Source organism: uncultured Bacteroides sp. (assembly GCF_902491285.1).
Lineage (GTDB): Bacteria > Bacteroidota > Bacteroidia > Bacteroidales > Bacteroidaceae > Bacteroides.
In genome coordinates this window covers 64,568-86,112 of the sequence record NZ_CABUHK010000013.1, presented here as the reverse complement: position 1 = coordinate 86,112, position 21,545 = coordinate 64,568, and the positions used below count along the sequence as shown (strand labels likewise).

Annotated in this window: 18 protein-coding genes and 1 pseudogene; 11 read left to right on the top strand and 8 right to left on the bottom strand. The window is 43.9% G+C overall.

The features are described from left to right. Positions 1 to 96: 96 nt before the first annotated feature. The 10 genes from RDN93_RS05365 (at position 97) to RDN93_RS22070 (ending at position 12,857) form a co-directional block, all read left to right on the top strand. Positions 97 to 2,244 (top strand): polysaccharide lyase 8 family protein, encoded by a 2,148-nt coding sequence (locus RDN93_RS05365; RefSeq protein WP_308744542.1) that lies wholly within the window; start codon positions 97 to 99, stop codon positions 2,242 to 2,244. A gap of 238 nt (positions 2,245 to 2,482) precedes the next feature. Beyond that, entirely contained in the window at positions 2,483 to 3,976 is a 1,494-nt protein-coding gene (locus RDN93_RS05360) for a sodium:solute symporter (protein WP_308744541.1), read from the top strand. Continuing rightward, on the top strand, positions 3,976 to 6,441 hold the full coding sequence (locus RDN93_RS05355; RefSeq protein ID WP_308744540.1) for a DUF4922 domain-containing protein: 2,466 nt from the start codon (positions 3,976 to 3,978) through the stop codon (positions 6,439 to 6,441). Before RDN93_RS05360 ends, RDN93_RS05355 begins: the two co-directional genes overlap by 1 nt. Then, the gene (locus tag RDN93_RS05350; protein ID WP_308744539.1) at positions 6,438 to 7,802 is read left to right on the top strand and encodes a SpoIID/LytB domain-containing protein; all 1,365 of its coding nucleotides are present in this window, start codon (positions 6,438 to 6,440) and stop codon (positions 7,800 to 7,802) included. The genes RDN93_RS05355 and RDN93_RS05350 overlap by 4 nt, the downstream gene beginning before the upstream one ends. Before the next feature lie 15 nt (positions 7,803 to 7,817). After that, positions 7,818 to 9,101 (top strand): MFS transporter, encoded by a 1,284-nt coding sequence (locus tag RDN93_RS05345; RefSeq protein WP_308744538.1) that lies wholly within the window; start codon positions 7,818 to 7,820, stop codon positions 9,099 to 9,101. A gap of 41 nt (positions 9,102 to 9,142) precedes the next feature. Continuing rightward, on the top strand, positions 9,143 to 10,258 hold the full coding sequence (locus RDN93_RS05340) for a heparan-alpha-glucosaminide N-acetyltransferase domain-containing protein (RefSeq protein ID WP_308744537.1): 1,116 nt from the start codon (positions 9,143 to 9,145) through the stop codon (positions 10,256 to 10,258). Continuing rightward, on the top strand, positions 10,255 to 11,112 hold the full coding sequence (locus tag RDN93_RS05335) for an ATPase (RefSeq protein ID WP_308744536.1): 858 nt from the start codon (positions 10,255 to 10,257) through the stop codon (positions 11,110 to 11,112). Before RDN93_RS05340 ends, RDN93_RS05335 begins: the two co-directional genes overlap by 4 nt. A gap of 70 nt (positions 11,113 to 11,182) precedes the next feature. Further along, a complete protein-coding gene (gene murQ / locus RDN93_RS05330) occupies positions 11,183 to 11,998 on the top strand; it encodes an N-acetylmuramic acid 6-phosphate etherase (protein ID WP_308744535.1) in 816 nt (271 codons plus the stop codon). Positions 11,999 to 12,270: 272 nt separating this feature from the next. Continuing rightward, on the top strand, positions 12,271 to 12,537 hold the full coding sequence (locus RDN93_RS05325) for a PD-(D/E)XK nuclease domain-containing protein (protein ID WP_308744534.1): 267 nt from the start codon (positions 12,271 to 12,273) through the stop codon (positions 12,535 to 12,537). After that, positions 12,507 to 12,857: a hypothetical protein gene (locus RDN93_RS22070; protein WP_374047365.1), complete on the top strand. Its 351-nt coding sequence runs from the start codon at positions 12,507 to 12,509 to the stop codon at positions 12,855 to 12,857. The genes RDN93_RS05325 and RDN93_RS22070 overlap by 31 nt, the downstream gene beginning before the upstream one ends. Here the strand turns inward: RDN93_RS22070 and RDN93_RS05315 are convergent. Genes RDN93_RS05315 through RDN93_RS05300 form a run of 4 tightly spaced genes read right to left on the bottom strand, consistent with a single transcriptional unit; the run spans position 12,854 to position 17,078 of the window. After that, on the bottom strand, positions 12,854 to 13,870 hold the full coding sequence (locus RDN93_RS05315) for a zinc-binding alcohol dehydrogenase family protein (RefSeq protein WP_308744533.1): 1,017 nt from the start codon (positions 13,868 to 13,870) through the stop codon (positions 12,854 to 12,856). The genes RDN93_RS22070 and RDN93_RS05315 overlap by 4 nt on opposite strands. A 24-nt stretch (positions 13,871 to 13,894) precedes the next feature. After that, positions 13,895 to 15,169: an L-fucose:H+ symporter permease gene (fucP, locus tag RDN93_RS05310; protein ID WP_308744532.1), complete on the bottom strand. Its 1,275-nt coding sequence runs from the start codon at positions 15,167 to 15,169 to the stop codon at positions 13,895 to 13,897. Between the two features lie 37 nt (positions 15,170 to 15,206). Next, complete coding sequence (locus RDN93_RS05305) at positions 15,207 to 16,130, bottom strand: amidohydrolase family protein (protein WP_308744531.1); 924 nt, start codon at positions 16,128 to 16,130, stop codon at positions 15,207 to 15,209. A gap of 15 nt (positions 16,131 to 16,145) precedes the next feature. Beyond that, positions 16,146 to 17,078, bottom strand: coding sequence for an aldo/keto reductase (locus RDN93_RS05300; protein WP_308744530.1), 933 nt, complete (start codon positions 17,076 to 17,078; stop codon positions 16,146 to 16,148). Between the two features lie 178 nt (positions 17,079 to 17,256). Here RDN93_RS05300 and RDN93_RS05295 point away from each other — a divergent pair, with 178 nt between their 5' ends. Further along, positions 17,257 to 18,279: a LacI family DNA-binding transcriptional regulator gene (locus RDN93_RS05295; RefSeq protein WP_308744529.1), complete on the top strand. Its 1,023-nt coding sequence runs from the start codon at positions 17,257 to 17,259 to the stop codon at positions 18,277 to 18,279. Positions 18,280 to 18,282: 3 nt separating this feature from the next. Here the strand turns inward: RDN93_RS05295 and RDN93_RS05290 are convergent. From RDN93_RS05290 to RDN93_RS05275, 4 genes and pseudogenes are all read right to left on the bottom strand, one after another. Then, positions 18,283 to 18,435, bottom strand: a pseudogene (locus RDN93_RS05290) (ATP-binding protein); the annotation flags it as partial. A gap of 61 nt (positions 18,436 to 18,496) precedes the next feature. Beyond that, entirely contained in the window at positions 18,497 to 19,063 is a 567-nt protein-coding gene (locus RDN93_RS05285; protein ID WP_308744528.1) for an FKBP-type peptidyl-prolyl cis-trans isomerase, read from the bottom strand. An 11-nt stretch (positions 19,064 to 19,074) separates the two neighbouring features. After that, positions 19,075 to 20,616, bottom strand: coding sequence for a glycine--tRNA ligase (locus RDN93_RS05280; RefSeq protein WP_308744527.1), 1,542 nt, complete (start codon positions 20,614 to 20,616; stop codon positions 19,075 to 19,077). Between the two features lie 103 nt (positions 20,617 to 20,719). Continuing rightward, on the bottom strand, positions 20,720 to 21,226 hold the full coding sequence (locus RDN93_RS05275) for an HU family DNA-binding protein (RefSeq protein WP_308744526.1): 507 nt from the start codon (positions 21,224 to 21,226) through the stop codon (positions 20,720 to 20,722). Positions 21,227 to 21,545: the final 319 nt, after the last annotated feature.

The following is a 21,545-nucleotide window of genomic DNA, read 5'->3' as shown; positions in this document are numbered from 1 at the left end:
GCCTCGGTTTTTATTGTGCCGGTGTAGAAAAACTCGATTTTTCTATATAATTTTGTCTCCGAATAATCTAATACAACCATTTAAAATAGAACCAACATGAGATTTGTTAACTACATTATCGGACTTCTACTCGCAGCTTTCTACACATCTGCCCCCCTCATGGCAAATAACAATAAAAATGACGAATTTGAAACTTTAATGGAGAAAATAAGGAACGACTTTGCACAAAATCCGCTTATTGACGAAGCTTTAAATAAGTACGATGCCGGCAAAGGATGTTTTACCGATGTAGACTACAGCCGCCGTGACCGCACCAACTGGGAACCTCTCATCCACATAAACCGATTGTATGATTTTGCTTTTGCCTATACCAATCCGCAGAACACTTACTATCAAAACGAAGACATTTACAATAAGATAGTGAAAGGACTGGAATATTGGTATGAACGTAATCCGCACTGCAACAACTGGTGGTACAACCAAATTGCCGAACCTCAGAAAATCGGCATATTACTTATACAGATGCGTATCGGCAAAAAACAAATTCCATCCGAACTGGAGACTAAAACTTTACAACGCATACGCAAAGACGGTGGACACCCTGCCAAATGGACGGGTGCCAACCAGACAGACATCGCACTTCACTGGATTTACCGGTCATGCCTGGAAAAAAACGAGACCGACCTGAAAACGGCTCTCGATAATGCTTACAGCCCGATAGAATACACCGTCAAAGAGGGTTTTCAGCATGACAACTCTTACTTCCAGCATGGCGTACAGCTTTATATCGGCGGATATGGTGATGAGATTCTAAAAGGAATCACCCAAGTAGCCATGTACACACAAGGAACCCAATATGCATTGAGTGCCGAAAAAATACGGATTCTGAGCAAATTCATGCGCGGGACTTATTATCAGACCATACGCGGACAACATATGCTTTTTGACGTACTAGGCAGAGGCATAAGCCGGAAAAACATTACCGACAAAAGGGCTACTACCCTGTTTGCCAAACGGATGATTGTCCTCGACCCGGAACATACAGACGAATATAAGGCCATTATCGCCCGTCTGAAAGGTGAGCAGCCTGCTGACTACAAGTTGCAGCCACTGCACACACATTACTTCCGGGGAGATTATACCCTGCACGTACGTCCCGGCTATACTTTCGACGTCCGCATGGTATCCACCCGCACCATGCGTTGCGAATACGGCAACGGGGAAAACTTAAAAACTTACTTTATGTCGGACGGATGCACCAATATAGCAACACAAGGAAATGAATACGCCAATATCCTGCCTGTATGGAACTGGTGCAGAATCCCCGGAACAACCGCCCCACAACTGGATACGATTCCGATGGCTGCGAGCGACTGGCAGACCCGAGGAACATCAACTTTTGCCGGCGGCGTATCCGACAGTATCTACGGAGTATCCGCCTACGCCTACACGGACAACTATGCAGGAGTCAACACCGGTGCTAAAAAGGCATGGTTCTTCTTCGACAATGAAGTGGTATGCTTAGGGGCAGGAATCAATTCTACCTCTCACGCACCCATATATACTACAATCAACCAATGCCTGCTGAATGATAAAAACATACTGGTATCACAGAACAAGAAACAAACAGCTATAAAGAAAGGAGAATTTACCTATGATTCTCCCGACTGGGCTTTACATAACGGAATCGGATATATCTTTCCGCAAGGCGGGCGGATATACCTGAATAATGAACAACAAACAGGGTCATGGTACGACATCAACCATACCGAATCGAAAGAGATGCAACACCGGGAAGTTTTCACTCTCGGATTCGACCACGGGACTACTCCTCACAACGCCACCTATGCATATATCATAGCACCGGGGATAACTTCCGCCCGGCAAATGGACGCATACAATAAGAAGAGCCCTGTTGAAATCCTGGTCAATACGGATTCCATGCAGATTGTAAGGCACAAAAAGCTGAATATTTGGCAAATGGTATTTTATCGGGAAGGAACTTTCACTCACAAGGAGATGACCGTAAAGGTGGACAAAGCATGTACATTAATACTCAAAGGCAGTCGCCGGGACAATGCGGAATTGCATATTACCGACCCTGCACAAAAACAGTCGCGCATCAAAGTAGACGTATGCATCCCCAAGATTTCCAAAGATACCCAGAGCATCTTATGTGATTTTGAGAATACAGGTATCTATGCCGGCGCATCCAAGAAATACATTCTTTACAAGAAACAATAATCCATTTGAGTTCCACATAATCCCCGTTCCAGCATGTTCAGACAAAGGGTCATTCTCACCGCGATGAGATTTTTTCTCATCACGGTGAGTATACTTTGAGAAAAGTACTGGCTGATAATTTGTATAGAGGAAGAATTCTCTTTATTACATCTGTTTATTGGATTATATTATCAAAAACAGCTATATTTGCTACATAATTCAAGATATCTTATCTCCAAACAAATTTAAACAGCAGATAATGAGCCCAGCCGTCATATCTATTACTATTGTGGCATACTTTATAATCCTGTTCACTATTTCTTATATAGCAGGACGCAAAGCCGACAATGAAGGATTCTTTGTAGGGAACCGTAAATCGGCTTGGTATATCGTTGCTTTTGCCATGATTGGTTCCACGATTTCCGGGGTTACTTTTGTCTCTGTTCCGGGCATGGTGCAGGCAAGCAGCTTTTCTTATCTGCAAATGGTACTGGGATTTATAGTCGGGCAGATTATCATAGCGTTTGTGCTCGTTCCTCTCTTTTACCGCATGAATTTAGTTTCCATCTACGAATATTTGGAGAACAGGTTCGGAAGTTCATCTTATAAGACGGGAGCCTGTTTTTTCTTTATTTCAAAGATGTTGGGAGCAGCCGTCCGGCTCTTTCTCGTATGCCTGACTTTGCAACTGCTTATCTTCGAACCTTTCCATCTCCCGTTCTTGCTGAACGTTATCCTGACCGTATTTATCGTATGGCTCTATACATTCCGCGGCGGGGTGAAATCATTGATATGGACAGATGTCCTGAAAACATTCTGCCTGGTAGTTTCGGTGGTTCTCTGTATCTACTATATCGCTTCCAACCTGCACCTGAATTTCAGCGGCCTGGTCACTACGATTTCGGACAGTGACTTCTCCAAGACATTCTTCTTTGATGATGTCAATGACAAGCGGTATTTCTTCAAGCAATTTCTGGCAGGGGTATTCACCGTCATTGCCATGAACGGGCTCGACCAGGATATGATGCAACGCAATCTCAGTTGCAAGAACTTCCGGGATTCACAGAAGAACATGATTACAAGCGGCATTTCGCAATTCTTTGTTATTCTGCTTTTCCTCATGCTGGGAGTATTGCTTTATACTTTTACAGCGCAGCAAGGGATTGAGAATCCGGGAAAAAGCGACGAGTTATTTCCGATGGTCGCTACCGGAGATTATTTTCCCGGCATAGTCGGGATATTGTTCATTATCGGGTTGATAGCTTCCGCCTATTCTGCGGCAGGCTCTGCCTTGACGGCACTGACAACTTCCTTCACCGTAGACATTCTACATGCACAGAAAAAAGGAGAAGCCGCACTCAGCAAGATACGAAAGTATGTACACATCGGTATGGCAGCCGTCATGGGAGCAGTTATTTTCGTTTTCAATCTGCTGAACAATACCAGCGTGATTGACGCGATTTACACATTGGCAAGTTATACATACGGTCCTATTTTAGGACTGTTTGCCTTCGGCATCTTCACCAAGAAACAAGTTTATGACAAATATATCCCGTTGGTAGCTATCGCGTCCCCTGCACTTTGCTATATCCTGCAAAGAAATTCGGAAGCTTGGTTCAACGGTTACCAAATCAGTTACGAGTTGTTGATTATCAATGCCCTGTTTACATTCCTCGGGCTTTGTTTGCTCATCAAAAGACAAGACAAAGAGGTATCGTACACAACTCATACTACAAAACAAGAAATAAAATAATGAAAGCAACAATCAACTGTTTTCTTCCTTTTAGCAGGTTGGAAGAAACTGTACAGACGGTTAAAGAATTACGTGCGTCGGCACTGGTAGACAAGATTTATTTATTGGCATCACCGATTACCAATGTCTGCCTTCCCGGATGCGAACTTATTTCCGTAGAGAAAATGCAATCCACACAAGCGATGCAAGCTATTGCCGAACACTCCGATAAAGCATATACCTTACTTTATACCAAACGCACTGCGTTAAAAATAGGGCTGTTCGCTCTTGAAAGAATGGTTCAAGTAATGGAAATGACTCAAGCAGGCATGGTCTATGCAGACCATTACCAACAAGTGGACGATGTGCTAAAACCTGCTCCGGTCATTGACTACCAACCCGGTAGCCTACGAGATGATTTCGATTTCGGTTCGGTATTGCTGTTCGATACCAACGCATTCAAGAAAGCCATAAAAGAAACAGAAGAAGAATATCAATACGCCGGCTTGTATGATTTGAGACTCAAAATATCCCAAAAGAACAAACTGGTACATATCAACGAATATCTATATACGGAAGTAGAAAGTGACAAGCGGAAAAGCGGTGAAAAACAGTTTGATTATGTAGACCCTAAAAACCGCCAGGTACAGATTGAAATGGAACAAGCATGCACCAAACATTTGAAAGAGATTGGCGGATATCTACATCCTATCTTCCATCCCATAGACTTCTCTTCCCACACTTTTGAATATGAAGCTTCTGTCATTATACCCGTGCGCAACCGCATTCGCACCATCAAAGATGCCGTACGCTCGGCACTAAACCAGCAAACGACCTTCCCGTTCAATGTCATTGTCATCGACAACCATTCGACAGACGGAACGACCGAAGCACTTCAGGAACTAAGTGTGGACAAACGTTTGATTCACGTCATTCCCGAAAGGGATGACCTCGGCATCGGTGGTTGTTGGAATGTAGGTATCCATCACGAAAAATGCGGAAAGTTTGCCGTCCAACTTGATAGCGATGACGTATATAAAGACGAACATAGTCTGCAAATCATCATTGATACTTTCTATAAACAGAAATGCGCAATGGTAATCGGCACTTATATGATGACTAATTTTGATATGCAGGAAATTGCCCCCGGCATCATCGATCATAAGGAATGGACGCCCGACAACGGACGAAACAATGCATTACGCATCAACGGCCTGGGAGCTCCCCGTGCATTCTACACGCCTATCCTTCGGAAAATCAAAGTCCCGAATACAAGCTATGGGGAAGACTATGCCCTTGGATTGAAAATTTCACACGATTATCAGATAGGCAGAATATATGACGTGATTTACCTTTGCCGCCGTTGGGAAGGAAACTCGGACGCTGCGCTGCCTGTTGAGAAAGTCAACCAGAATAATCTATATAAAGACCGACTTCGTACGTGGGAATTGAAACAGCGCATCCTGCAACAAGAAACGACATTAGAGAAAATTCAGCAAAGAATCGAACAGTTATTCCAAAAGCAAACCCTTTCATGGGAACTTGCCAAAGAGAATTACCAGGCACTGGAACAGTATCAGTCACGAACAAAAGAAATAGGAAAATGGATGGGTAATAGCCATTTAGGCGCGAAACTATTCCTTAATCCGAAACGTATTCTTTCGGCTACCGCACAGACAGATACTGTCTCTATTCACTCACGGCCTTGCTTCCTCTGCCAAACAAACCGACCGCAGGAACAAGAGTTCCTCAGTTTTGGGAATTATCAGATACTGGTTAATCCCTATCCCATATTTAAACACCACTTTACAATTGTAGATAAGGAACACAAGCCGCAATCCATAGCCGGGCGTTTTAAAGATATGATAGAACTCACCGACATAATGAAAGAATACTTCCTTTTGTATAATGGACCGGAATGTGGAGCTTCCGCTCCCGATCATGCCCATTTTCAAGCTTGCAGTAAAGAGGAAAGCTTGCAGGGGACATATAACGATAGCATAGAATTAATAGATAACGACAAGGTGCTAATTAATTATGCAGATTTCCCGTACAGTTTTATCCATATTGAGGCGGAAAATAAGAGAACTATGTCGAAAACCTTTCATCTGATTTACGACATCCTAGCTGCCAATAATAACGGAAAAGAACCAATGATGAATATTCTTGCCTGGTATGGTTTGATACGCACCAAAGATTCTTTTGGAAAGAACTACGAAGACGAACTTAAAGCCGCAACCACACACCCTTACAAATGTGTTATCTTCTTACGCAGCAAACATCGCCCTGACTGCTATTACGCCAAAGGAGACGAACAAATTCTCATCAGTCCTGCTATTGCTGAAATGAACGGTATATTCCCTATAGTACGCGAAGAGGATATGGAGAAACTGACTCCTGAAAAGGTATATGATATCTATAAGGAAGTATCCATATCTAAAGAAAAACTACAAGAAATAGCAGAACGCATTAAAGCCGCCTTATGACAGAGCCTCAAATAGCAGTTGGCATTCTTTCGGAGAAAGAGATTAGATTCTCTTTCCCGGATGAATTCATCTCTTCTGATGGAATGGCAATCTCCGGAATACAACAAGCCGTTTATCAGAAAGGGAAAATCCATTGGCAAGAAAAAGTATATGATGAGTTATCCTTCACTCCCCAACAGAATACAGCTTCTTTCTTTGAACTGCAAGACGTAACCATCGGCATCAACTTCCATTGGGAACGTAAAGAAGTTCAAAGATTCAAAGGTAAACTGAAGATTATCGTTGAAGATGACAAGCTGACCGCCATCAATATAATTTCTATCGAAGATTATCTCACCAGCGTGATTTCATCAGAGATGAGCGCAACAGCTTCTTTAGAACTACTGAAAGCACATGCGGTTATCTCCCGAAGCTGGCTATTGAATAAATTGAGAATTGAGAATGAAAAATTGAAAAATAAGATGCAACCGGACAACGCGGACAGCGCAGCCATTTCTCAATTCTCAACTCTCAATTCTCAATTTATCAAATGGTACGACCATGAAGCCCACAAGAACTTTGATGTATGTGCCGACGACCATTGCCAGCGTTATCAAGGGATTACACGTGCCTCAACTCCACAAGCTGTTGAGGCTGTTTCCGCTACACGGGGTGAAGCACTTATCTACGAAGGGAAGATTTGTGACGCCCGCTTCTCCAAATGCTGCGGCGGTGCTTTTGAAGAATTCCAGAACTGCTGGGAGAATGTAAGGCATCCTTATCTTATCGGACAACGGGACAGCCGAACAGAAAACCTGCTTCCTGACTTGAGCATAGAAGCGGACAAGTGGATACGCACTTCGCCCGTTGCATTCTGTAACACACAGGACGAGAAGATTCTCAGTCAGGTTTTGAATAACTACGACCAGGAGACTGCGGACTTCTATCGTTGGAAAGTCTGCTACTCCCAACAAGAACTGTCCGAACTGATTCACAAGCGCTCGGGTATTGATTTCGGGAAAATTATAGATTTAATTCCCATAGAAAGGGGAACATCCGGTCGTCTCGTCCGCTTGAAGATAGTAGGTACGCTACGCACACTCACCATCGGGAAAGAACTGGAGATACGCCGTACCCTATCGACTTCTCATCTTTATAGTTCTGCTTTCGTTGTGGATAAGGAATACAAAGAAGAATATAGAGAATGCAAAGAAGAAGAGCAAGAAATCCCTTCCCGCTTTATCCTCACCGGCGCCGGATGGGGACATGGAGTGGGGCTTTGCCAGATTGGTGCTGCCGTAATGGGAGAACAAGGCTATAAATACGAAGAGATACTATCTCACTACTACCCCGGTAGTACGATTGAGAGACAATATAAATAAAATCAGACTGATGCTATGACAACGCCAACCATAAACAAAAATCCCTGGAGCTGGATTCCAACCCTCTACTTTGCGGAAGGGTTGCCTTATGTAGCGGTAATGACTATTGCCGTCATCATGTACAAGCGCCTGGGATTGTCGAATACGGAAATAGCCTTATACACTTCCTGGCTTTATCTTCCCTGGACTATCAAGCCCTTATGGAGTCCTTTCGTTGATTTGGTTAAAACGAAACGCGCCTGGGTTATCGCCATGCAAGGACTCATTGCTGCCGGACTTGCAGGGATAGCCTTTTTTATCCCTACGCCCCATTATGTACAGTTCACTCTTGCCTTTTTCTGGCTGCTGGCATTCAGTTCCGCCACGCATGACATTGCGGCAGACGGTTTCTATATGCTCGGACTCAACAACAAAGAACAATCTTTCTTTGTAGGTATCCGAAATACATTCTACCGGCTCGCCAATATCTTCGGACAAGGTATTCTTGTGATGCTGGCAGGCTGGTTGGAGACATCACAAAACAATATCCCCCTAGCGTGGAGTATTACGTTCTACTTTATGGCGGGATTATTTCTTGCCCTTACTATCTACCACCGCTTTGCCCTCCCCCATCCCGCTTCCGACACAAAACGTCCCGGGCTGACAGCGGGAAAGTTATTAGAAGATTTTCTCCTGACCTTCGTCACTTTCTTCAAGAAGAAGCATTTGGGGCTTATGTTCTTTTTCCTGCTCACCTACCGGTTGGGAGAGTCACAGTTAGCCAAAATAGCCTCTCCTTTCCTGCTTGACACTACGGATAAAGGCGGATTGGGATTATCTACGGCAACCGTCGGAATGATTTATGGTACGATAGGTGTCATAGCCCTGTTAGTCGGGGGGATTATCAGCGGCTTCCTTGTTTCACGCGACGGATTCAAGAAATGGATATTACCCATGGCACTGGCTATCAACCTGCCGGATATTTTATACGTATGGATGGCTGCCACCACTCCGGACAATCCTATATTTATATCCATCTGTGTAGCTATCGAACAACTGGGTTACGGTTTCGGCTTCACAGCCTATATGCTTTATCTGATTTATATTGCGGAAGGCGAGCACAAGACTGCTCATTATGCTATCGGAACCGGATTTATGGCATTGGGCATGATGATTCCGGGAATGCCCGCAGGCTGGATACAGGAACACATCGGATATACCAGTTTCTTTATCTGGGTCTGTATTTGCACCATACCCGGCATTATAGCCTCATTGATGATTCGCAATCGGCTGGATGATTCTTTCGGTAAGAAACAATAAACAATTTACTTAATAACTTAACACATTAACAAGTAACAGTCATGAATGTAACAAGTAACAAACGCCTGCTGGCACTCGATGTAATGCGGGGCATTACCATCGCAGGAATGATTCTGGTAAATAATCCGGGGTCTTGGGGATACATATATCCCCCTCTTAAACATGCTCAATGGAACGGTCTTACCCCCACAGACCTGATTTTCCCCTTCTTCATGTTTATCATGGGAATCTCTACCTACATCTCACTCAGAAAGTATAACTTCACGTTCAGTACCCCCGCTGCCCTGAAGATTATCAAAAGAACGATTGTCATCTTCCTTATCGGAATAGCCATCAACTGGTTTGCCTTGCTTTGCTACCACCACGACCCGCTCCCCTTTGCCCAAATCCGGGTGTTGGGAGTGATGCAACGACTTGCCCTTTGCTACGGAGCATCCGCATTAATCGCTTTGCTTATCAAACACAAGTATATACCTTATCTGATTTTTGTATTATTGGCAGGTTACTTTATCATTCTTATTACCGGCAACGGCTTTGCCTACAACGAGACGAACATTCTTTCTATTGTAGACCGCAGTATTCTGGGAGATGCACATATGTATCAGGACAACCACATCGACCCGGAAGGACTTCTCAGCACTATCCCTTCCATCGCGCACGTACTGATAGGTTTCTGTGTCGGCAAACTATTGATGGAGGTCAAAGACATTCGCGAGAAACTCGAACGGCTCTTCCTTATCGGAACTATCCTTACTTTTGCAGGTTTCCTGTTGAGCTACGGATGCCCGTTCAACAAAAAGATATGGTCACCGACTTTTGTCCTAGTCACTTGCGGACTGGGCTCGAGCCTGTTGGCTTTGCTTGTCTGGATTATCGACATAAAAGGGTACAAGAAATGGAGCCATTTCTTCGAGTCTTTCGGAGTGAATCCGCTCTTTATCTATGTGCTGGCAGATGTTCTCGCCATCCTGCTAAGCGTCATAACCGTTACTTACCAGGGAGAAAGCACTTCCTTGCAGCAAGCCTTTTATGCCGGTGCCCTGCAACCCATTTTCGGAAACGAAGGGGGCTCACTTGCTTACGCCATACTGTTCGTCCTGCTCAACTGGGCAATAGGATATATACTATATAAAAAGAAAATATACATTAAGATATGATATTGATTGCAGACAGCGGTTCTACCAAGACCGACTGGTGTGTCGTTCTCAACGGCACACCTATCAAACGAATCAGCACAAAAGGGCTGAACCCTTTCTTCCAATCGGAAGAGGAAGTTCAACAAGAACTGGCACATTCTCTTCTGCCACAGTTACCGGAAGGGACGATTAACTCCGTCTATTTCTATGGCGCAGGTTGTACCCCCGAAAAAGCGCCTGTCATCCGGCGGGCAATAGCCGACAGTTTACCCATTGTCGGGAATATCAAAGCCTATTCGGATATGCTAGCTGCTGCCCGTGGATTATGCGGACATGAGGCAGGCATTGTCTGTATCCTGGGAACCGGTTCCAACTCCTGCTTTTACAATGGAAAAGAGATTGTCAATAACGTCTCGCCATTGGGATTTATCTTAGGCGATGAAGGAAGCGGCGCAGTACTGGGAAAATTGTTAGTAGGTGATATTCTGAAAAACCAGTTGTCACCTACCGTAAAGGAAGCATTTCTCAAACAATTCGACCTGACAGCTCCCGAAATCATCGACCGGGTTTACCGTCAGCCTTTCCCGAACCGCTTTCTGGCAAGCCTTTCTCCTTTCATAGCCCAACATCAGGAAGAACCGGGTATCCGTCAATTAGTCCTCAATAGTTTCATCGCTTTCTTACGAAGAAATGTGATGCAATATGACTATGCACAGTATCCGGCACATTTCATCGGTTCGGTAGCTCATTGTTACAAGGAGATATTGCAGGAAGCTGCACGGGAAACGGGAGTCAGCATCGGTAAGATTCTCCAAAGTCCGATGGAAGGATTAATCCGGTACCATACGACTTCGTCCAATCAGTTTAATTTATAACCAATTGCTTATATATCATCTATTTATAATCAGTAACTCATAATATAATTAGTAAATTGTAATCATCCCAATGCAGATAACCGAACAATCATCCCTCTACGACGATTTAGAAAAGAAGTCTGTACGAGAAATATTAGAAGACATCAATCGTGAAGACCAAAAGGTAGCATTAGCCGTACAAAAGTCTATTCCACAGATTGAACAGCTTGTCAGCCTGATTGTCCCCCGTATGAAACAGGGCGGACGCATCTTTTATATGGGTGCAGGAACAAGCGGTCGCCTGGGAGTACTGGATGCTTCAGAGATACCACCGACATTCGGCATGCCGCCTACCTGGATTATCGGCTTGATAGCCGGCGGAGATACTGCTCTACGTAATCCGGTGGAAGGTGCAGAGGACGATATGAACCGGGGATGGGAAGAGCTTACCGAACATCAGATTAATGATAAGGATACCGTAATCGGCATTGCCGCTTCCGGCACCACACCTTATGTAATCGGTGCTTTGCGGGAAGCCCACAAGCATGGCATCCTGACAGGCTGTATCACCAGCAATCCCGATTCTCCGATGGCGGCAGAAGCGGATATCGCCATTGAGATGATTGTCGGGCCGGAATATGTGACGGGGAGTTCACGGATGAAATCAGGTACCGGACAAAAGATGATTCTCAATATGATTAGCACTTCGGTGATGATTCAACTCGGACGGGTGAAAGGAAATAAGATGGTGAATATGCAGTTGAGTAATCAGAAGCTAGTGGAAAGAGGGACGCGGATGATTATGGAAGAACTGGGGTTAGACCATGGGCATGCGCAAAAGCTGTTACTGCTGCATGGTTCGGTAAAGAAGGCGGTTGACGCATACAATTCAATATCCAAACTATAAAGTATTGCTATTACCCTTTACCGGGAAGCGCCGGAAACATTGATTTTCGTTCAATAATCTAATAGATGGTATCGTATATCTGCCAATAATTAAATAGTATATACTGTTTAATCGTTAATTTAATTGCCTTTAAAAAGAGAATAGACTATTTTTGTTCTCACACTAAAATGAAAGCAGTAGTGGATGCAGCTATAAAGAAAATACCCTACGGGATGACGGACTTCGAGAGAATAATCCGTGAAAATTTTTAGCCAACAATATTCTGATAGATTATGGCAGCGAACGTTATCAGGACATTACTCCTGCAACCCCGGTTATTACAACTTCCCGACATGGTTTATAGCTACTGCATCGAAATTAAGTATGCCAAACGGGATACATCCGACACCGAGATAGAGAAACTACTGGCCGATGCAAAAATACAACTGAAACAATATGCAGCCAGCGAATGGATAGCACACGACAAGAGAACCACTGAGCTGAAAAGTATTGCGTTAGTATTTCAAGGATGGAAGCTTGTAAGAGTGGAAGAGGTGTGATATGGAACTTCCCTCGAATCCTCAAATATAGCATCAAAGCTATGCCGGTTCCACTCCGGTCCGGAATGGACGGCAAAGTGCTTGGCACGATACCGATAGATTGGGGAAAAACGGTTGCCAGTCCGGCACGTCCTACACCGTGCAACGCTTCATTCCACCAGTCGTACTCTTTGATTCCCAGTCGCGGAATAGCCGGTGAGGAATTTTGCATTAATGATACTTTCTCTTCCTGTGTCAAACGGGGCAATTTCAGACATAAAAAGGGTGAAAGGTATCAACCTCCCACCCTTTCGTTCAGGATATATAAAGCAAATTCCTAAAACTCAACCAAAATACGGAATACCTTTCCCGGATTAGCCGTCCATTCCTGCATGGCTTCCAAAGCACCTTCCGGTTTGGCTATCTTCGAAATCAACTCTTCCACCGGACAATTTCCTTCTTTCATATAGTTTATTACCGCACGGAAATCTGCCGGCAACGCATTTCTGGAACCACGGATATCCAATTCTTTTTGAACGAAAAGCTTCGTTTGGAAAGCCACTTCACTCTTGGCATAGCCGATGCAAACCACACGTCCTGTGAATCCGACTTCATCCACTGCCATTACATAAGTTACTGGACTGCCGACTGCTTCAATCACAACATCGGCACCGAGTCCTTCCGTTATTTCCTGTATCCGTTCGTGTACATTCTCTGTTTTAGAGTTAACCACATAAGATGCGCCGACCTTCTTCGCCAGTACCAGTTTTTCATCATCCAAATCGACAGCAATTACTGTTGCACCTCTCAAAGCAGCACGTACAATCGCACCTATACCAATCATGCCGCAGCCGATTACCATCACAAACTCGTTATCAATTACCTGTGCACGCGATACGGCATGAAATCCGACACTCATCGGTTCAATCAGCGCACAGTCACGGGAAGAGATATTGCCCGCCGGAATAATCTTTGTCCAGGGTAATACTGCATATTCGCACATCACTCCATTGCGTTGCACACCCAGCGTTTCGTTATATTCGCAGGCATTGACCCGCCCATTACGGCAGGAAGCACATTTACCACAATTGGTGTACGGATTCAGCGTCACATTCATTCCTTTCTCGAAACCTGCCGGAACACCCGAACCGATTTCTTCAATAACCGCTCCTACTTCGTGTCCCGGTATCACTGGCAATTTCACCATCGGATTCTTGCCCAGGAACGTGTTTAAGTCCGAACCACAAAAACCGACATACTTGATTCTTACTAATACTTCACCGGCGCCAACGGTCGGTTTTTCCAGTTCAACCACCTTCATTTCTGAGGGGTTGACAATTTGAACTGCTTTCATTTGATATGTTTGATAATAAATTTATTAATCGATTACTTTATAGCCTTTCCAACCGTAATAGGCACAGAAGACAAAGCAAATCATCGGCACACAATAGGCCATATAATAGATGTGCTCATTGGCATGCATGAAATAGGCTGTCAACTGCGGGAGACAGGCGTTGCCCACAATCGCCATGACAAGAAATGCCGAGCCGCTCTTTGTCTGATTCCCCAATCCTTTCAATGCCAACGAAAACTGCGTAGGATACATGATAGACATAAAGAAAGAAATAGCCAACATTGCGTATAGTCCGACCATTCCGCCCCATATCATGACAACTCCGCACAGGAGAATATTCATCAGTGCATAGATTAACAGCATATCCTGCGGACGGAATTTTACCATCAATCCCGTACCAATCCAACGGCCTAAAAGGAAAGCGAGCATATACAATCCGAAAAAGGTAGTCGCCGTATCTTCCGGCAGTCCGGCATATGTACAGCAATATACCAAGAAAAGGCTGTTAATAGCCGTCTGCCCTCCATTATAGAAGAACTGCGCAATCACTCCCCAACGCAGATGCGAATGTTTCAGCACGCCAAAATCTATCAGTTTTTCTTTCTTATTGTCAGTCGTCGCTTTATCTGAAGAAGCTTCTGCGCCTTCATCCCCAATCTTCGGCAGTTTGGAGAATACAAAGACAACAGCTATGGCGATAAGCAGCAAAGCCAGTATCAGGTAGGGAAGTTTCATGGCATCCGTTTCCAGTTGGATATAGGCTTGCCAGCCACCCGGATAATCTACAGGAAGAGTCTCACGTGTATAGTGAGTTCCACTGAGGATAAGTTTACTCAAGAACATGGCAGCAATGAAAGCTCCCAGTCCGTTGAAGGATTGTGCCAGGTTCAGTCGTCGCGGAGCGGTTTCGGGAACTCCTAAAACGGTGACATACGGGTTGGCGGCTGTTTCCAGAAAACACATTCCGGTGGCGATAATGAAGAAGATGCAAAGGTAAGCCCAATACTCTTTCAAGATAGCTGCCGGGAAAAATAGCAGGCCGCCGATAGCTGCCAATATCAGTCCGAAGATAATCCCTGCCTTATAGCTATAACGCTTCATAAACATAGCAATGGGAATCGGGAAAATAAAATAGGCAAGCCAATAGGCAGTCTCCGTAAAGGAAGCCTCAAAGGTATTCAGCTCGCAGGTCTTCATCAACTGTCGTATCATCGTGGGAAGCAGATTACTACTTATCGCCCACAAGAAGAAAAGGCAGAAAACCAAAGCCAGCGGTATTGTATATGTATTCTTTTTCATGGTATAATATTGTTTCACAATGTGGTTATTTTCTCAATCATTCAGACATGTTCTTGATGTAAGGAAGTACGGGAAGGTCCGTAAATCCATAGAAGTTCCGGGCATTTTCTCCTAGAAAAAGTGCCTTTTCCTTCTCTGACAGTTCTGGCGATTTCAGCACAAAGTCATAGGACATCTTGTAGGTGATAGCCGTAATAGTACGCGGATAATCCGACCCCCACATCAGTTTCTCCATTCCGACCAATTCCGCCGCTTCACGAATAGCCTTAACAGCGCTTTTGAACGGATAGAACTCATCATTGAAAAGCCACGTGATTCCTCCGGATTCAATCATTACATTCGGGTGGCGTGCCAACTTTATCTGTTCGAGCCAATCCGGCAACGTAACCATTCCGAAATGTCCGATAGCTATCTTCAACCGGGGACATTCCTGAATTATCTCTTCCATTTCAGGAACTTGTGTCGCCCCATCCGCCAAATCAATAGAAAGCATCACACTCCGCTCTTCCATATAGTGGAACATCTGCATCATCTCTTCGCTATTCAGCATCACCCTGCCTTCTTTCAGCAACAGGCGATGTGCGGGAATCTTGATAGCTTTAAAGCCTCTGGCTATGAGTTTCTTTGCCTGTTCCCGGAATCCCGGTTTACGAAACTCACACATTCCGCATACAAAGAAACGATTGGGATAACGGGCAACAACCTCGGCTAAATAGTCATTCTGTATGCCATCAATAAACTCCTGTGTAATGACAGCGGCAGACACTTGCGCATAGTCCATATTCGACAGAAAGACTTCCGCACTATTCACTCCGTCTATCATAAAAGGTGGAACCATCTGCCGGATTTCTCCCATAAATAGCGAGCGTCCGTTTTCAAGCGTTCGGATAGGGAGTCCATCTACGACCGTATCCTGCCGTAACCACAGATGAGCATGTGCATCAATAATTGTGTAATCCATACGAACGGTTCTGTTTTATGAGTTTGCCCAGCTTACACGTTTCTGTTCCCCGATAATATCCTGCACTTCCCGAACGAGTTCCCAGTCAACCGGTTCCCCGATGAAAGCGATATTCTTTTTCACATTTTCAGGATTAGTCGTACTGAACAAAGTAGTCGCAATCCGAGGATTGCTGACAGAGAATTGCATGGCAAGTTTCTCAATCGGATAGTTTTTCGCTTTGCAATGTTCCATTGCTTTGCGGCAGGCTTCTACCAGTGTTTTGGGGGCCGGATGCCAAGCAGGAACACCCCGTTCGCTCAATAGTCCCATTGAAAGTGGAGAAGCATTGATTACACCGATTTCTTTAGATTCAAAATAATCCAAGAAGTCAGCCAGTTTATCATCACACAGGCAATAATGGCAGAAGTTAAGAACAGATTCAACCGTACCGCTTGGAGAGTGGTCGATGACCCATTTCAGGTTCTCCAGTTGCAGGTCAGTGATTCCGACATGACCTACCACACCTTTCTCACGCAATTCCACCAAAGCAGGCAGTGTCTCATTTACCACCTGATTTAAATCGGCAAATTCAATATCGTGCACATTTATCAAGTCGATAAAGTCTATGTTCAGACGTTCCATACTCTCATACACGCTCTCGGTAGCACGTTTAGCGGAATAATCCCATAAATTCACACCGTCCTTTCCATAACGTCCTACCTTTGTAGAAAGATAATAACGGTCACGAGGAAGCTCTTTCAGTGCTTTTCCCAGTACGGTTTCCGCTTTATAGTGTCCGTAATAAGGAGAGACATCAATGAAATTCATTCCCGATTCAACAGCAGTGAACACCGCCTGGATACCTTCTTTCTCTTTCAAATCATGGAAAACTCCCCCTAGGGAAGAAGCTCCGAAACTAAGAGATGAAACTTTCATCCCCGTCTTTCCGATTTCATGGTATTGCATACTTTTAGGTTTTAAATAGTTTTGTATGCGGCAAAAATAGGTCATGAATGATTGCCGTCAGTCAAAGGATAGCGTAAAAAGCCACGTAACGGTTTACGTAAAAAATATTGCTTCGAATGTTTTTATTTACCCGGAAATGTGCTTTCTTTGTAAAAGATTCAAAGTTGGAAACCTTCAAATGGAAAACCGGAAGCATACCTCACTCAAAGACCTTGCCCAAGCATTGGGCGTATCGATTCCCACTGTATCCAGGGCGTTGAAAGACAGTCCTGAAATCAGCCGTGAACTTTGCGCCAAGGCAAAGGAACTTGCCAAGGAGATGAATTATCGCCCTAATCCTTTTGCCATGAGTTTACGGAAAAATGCGCCGCGTATTATCGGTGTGGTCGTTCCGGATATCGTAACCCATTTCTTTGCATCTATTTTGAACGGAATAGAAAATATGGCTATCGCCAACGGATATTTTGTGATTATCACCACATCACACGAATCTTACGAGCATGAGAAGCGGAATATCGAGAATCTGGTCAATATGCGTGTAGAAGGTATTATCGCCTGTTTATCCCAAGAGACAACAGATTATTCCCATTTCGAAGCCTTGAAAGACATCAATATGCCGCTTATCCTATTCGACCGCGTTTGCTTGACTGACCAGTTTTCTTCAGTTGTAGCCGATGGAGCACAATCTGCGCAAATGGCAACGCAACATCTGTTGGATAATGGAAGTAAACGGGTAGCCTTTATCGGTGGAGCCAATCACCTGGATATTGTAAAAAGGAGAAAGCATGGTTATCTGGAAGCGTTGCGTGATAACCGGATTTCTATCGAAAAGGAGTTGGTGGTTTGCCGGAAGATTGATTACGAGGAAGGCAAGATTGCCACGGAAACATTGCTGTCTCTCCCCCAACCTCCCGATGCAATTCTTGCAATGAATGATACATTGGCATTCGCGGCTATGGAAGTTATCAAAAGCCATGGTCTCCGCATACCGGAGGATATTGCCATTATCGGATATACGGATGAACAACATGCCAATTATGTGGAGCCCAAATTATCAGCCGTGTCTCATCAGACCTATAAAATGGGAGAAGCTGCCTGCCAGTTGCTGATTGAACATATTAAAGGAGATAAGACAATCAAGCAGGTGATGATTCCGACACATTTGCAGATTAGAGAGAGTAGTATTAAGCCACGGACTTAATATAAGAGCATAAGCCAAATTCGTATTATTCAAATAAACCTTGTCCACTTTCCCCAACAGCCTGATACCTTCCGTATCCGAACGAAGCTGGTTAATCATACCGGCTTTCTCCCAATAGCACATAAGATCAGAAACCGTATTTCTATTTATATCAAGAAAAGAGGTATTGCATCTATTACGATACAATACCTCTTTATCCTCATTGTCTTATATAAGACTATCTATCTACGATCTTGTCTAACTTCACATTATAAACTAATGCAGAATATGGCTGTAAAGATCCATCGTTACCAGTACCAGAGCCATAACCGCTTTGATAAGGAATATATAATGTCCAGAAATCACCAACTTTCATTTCAACCAGAGCATAAGACCAACCAGAAATTACACCATCCAAAGAAAACTCTGCAGGAGAATCAAACTCTGTCGGCTCTGCCCCCGTGAAAGTCTGCTGAACTACATCTCCATTAAAATAAGACATACGATAATATGCACTGATAGTAGAAGTATATACGGGAAATTCTGTTCCATCCCCGTTTTGTATCTTCTTTACATATATCTTTTGATTATTGGTCAAATCTGTTACAGCATAAAGTCTCTCTTTTTCATCTGTTACCGCTATGCTACCGCTTTGCTGCCCAGCATATACATTTGCTATAGAATCGATAAAAGCTTCGCTACGTGCCTGCCAATTATCATACTTACCAACCTCTTCCGTTTCACTACAAGCAGTAAACGCAAGAGCCAATAATATTAAGGAGAAAAAATAGATCTTTTTACTCATTCGTCAAAGGTTTATTGTAAAGTTTTCAATAGAGAAGTGATGCTTACTCTGTCTGCGATGATATTATTCAGTTCAGAGATAGCGACACGCTCTTGCTGCATGGTATCGCGGTTACGCAATGTTACGCAGTTATCTTCTAATGTCTGATGGTCGACTGTTACACAGTACGGAGTACCAATAGCATCCTGACGGCGATAACGCTTACCGATACTATCTTTTTCATCATATTGGCAATGGAAGTGGAACTTCAGGTCGTCGATAATCTCACGAGCCTTTTCAGGCAGACCGTCTTTCTTCACCAACGGCATGACAGCTAATTTCACCGGAGCCAAAGCAGCAGGTAATTTCAAGACTACGCGGCTTTCACCATTTTCCAGTTGTTCTTCGCAATAAGCTGCGCTCATGATACTGAGGAACATACGGTCAACGCCGATAGAAGTTTCAATTACATACGGAGTATATGATTCGTTCAGTTCAGGATCAAAATATTTAATACTCTTTCCTGAGAACTTCTCATGCTGTGACAAGTCGAAGTTAGTACGGGAATGGATACCTTCCACTTCCTTAAATCCGAACGGCATCAGGAATTCGATGTCAGTAGCAGCATTGGCATAATGAGCCAGTTTATCATGGTCGTGATAACGATAGCTTGCATCACCGAAGCCCAGCGCCTTGTGCCATTTCAGACGGATTTCTTTCCATTTCTTGAACCAGTCGAGTTCAGTTCCCGGTTTTACAAAGAACTGCATTTCCATCTGTTCGAACTCACGCATACGGAATATGAACTGACGGGCAACAATCTCGTTACGGAAAGCCTTACCAATCTGCGCAATACCGAAAGGAACTTTCATACGACCTGTTTTCTGTACATTCAGGTAGTTTACGAAAATACCTTGTGCAGTTTCCGGGCGAAGATAAATCTTCATAGAACCATCGGCAGTAGAACCCATTTCTGTAGAGAACATCAGATTGAACTGACGAACCTCTGTCCAATTCTTAGTACCGGAGATCGGGCATACGATTTCTTCATCAATGATAATCTGGCGAAGTTCTTCCAAATTACCGTCATTCAGCGCTTTCGCGAAACGAGCATGAAGAGCGTCACGCTTTGCCTGATGCTCCAATACACGTCCATTGGTAGAACGGAATTGAGCCTCATCAAAACTTTCGCCGAATCTCTTGGCAGCTTTCGCCACTTCCTTATTGATTTTATCGTCATACTTAGCCAACTGGTCTTCAATCAGCACATCGGCACGATAACGCTTTTTAGAATCTTTATTGTCAATCAAAGGGTCATTGAATGCGTCAACGTGTCCGGAAGCCTTCCAGATAGTAGGGTGCATAAAGATGGCAGAGTCGATGCCGACAATGTTTTCGTGCAACAGCACCATGCTGTCCCACCAATATTTCTTAATGTTGTTTTTCAATTCAACGCCCATCTGACCATAGTCATACACAGCGCCCAGTCCGTCGTAGATATCGCTTGAAGGAAATACGAAACCGTACTCTTTACAGTGCGATACTAGTTTCTTAAAAACGTCTTCTTGTGCCATTTTCTTTTCTATATCTATTAATTTGATTTTCCTTTTTTCGTAAAAAGTGCCACAAAGATAGGGATTTATCTCATAAATAAGACAGAGAGGGTATTAATTTATCTTATTCCTGAACTTCTTCATCCATTTCCGGTGCTGTCATACGTTCATACTCCTGTTGTTCCTGTTTCCGGTCCGCCGCTTTCATTTCCTTGGTCAGCGAGCTTTCGGGCATATACAAATTGAAGGGAATCCGTGAGCATTTTATCTTCTTCACCCGTCTGCTAAATTCAGGACAAGCCACAAAATAAACGCGTGAAACAGATACTTTTCCCGGAGTCACCTGCTCAGGACGTTCAAATCCCTCACTAGTCAATGCCGTATGAAACGTTCCCAACCCTTCAATAGTAACCGACTGCCCTATGGAGAGCAAGCTATGGATAGCGTCGACCATTTCTGTCAATATGCCATCTATCTGTCCACGGTGAAATCCGCTTCGCTTCTCCAAATACTCGGCAAATTCTTTGTTCTGAATGGTGGCTATTAGATTCTTAGGCACACCATACCATAATTCTTTTCTCTTCCCGGACGTTAAATCCGCTTTTTTTCTCACTACATAAGGGACTGTCATTGTCTATACTCCTTTCTTTTTGGGTTTGTATTTCCGTTCTATCTGACACCCGGGTGTCAGCGCTACCAGCACCCGGGTCTCAGACATGCCAACACCCGGGTGTCAGCACCATTGAGACCCGGGTGTCAGATAAGTGTTAGCTGCAACAAAAATAAGTCTTTATTGTAAGAGAACAAAAGAATTATCGCATCAAAAAATAATCAGATAGAAATAAACAGAGCATAATATACCCAAAACACCGCCAATATGGTATATCCTGTCACCTTACAATTATCTTTTGAACAAAATTGCAAGCCTTTTGAATCATATTTAAAAGCGA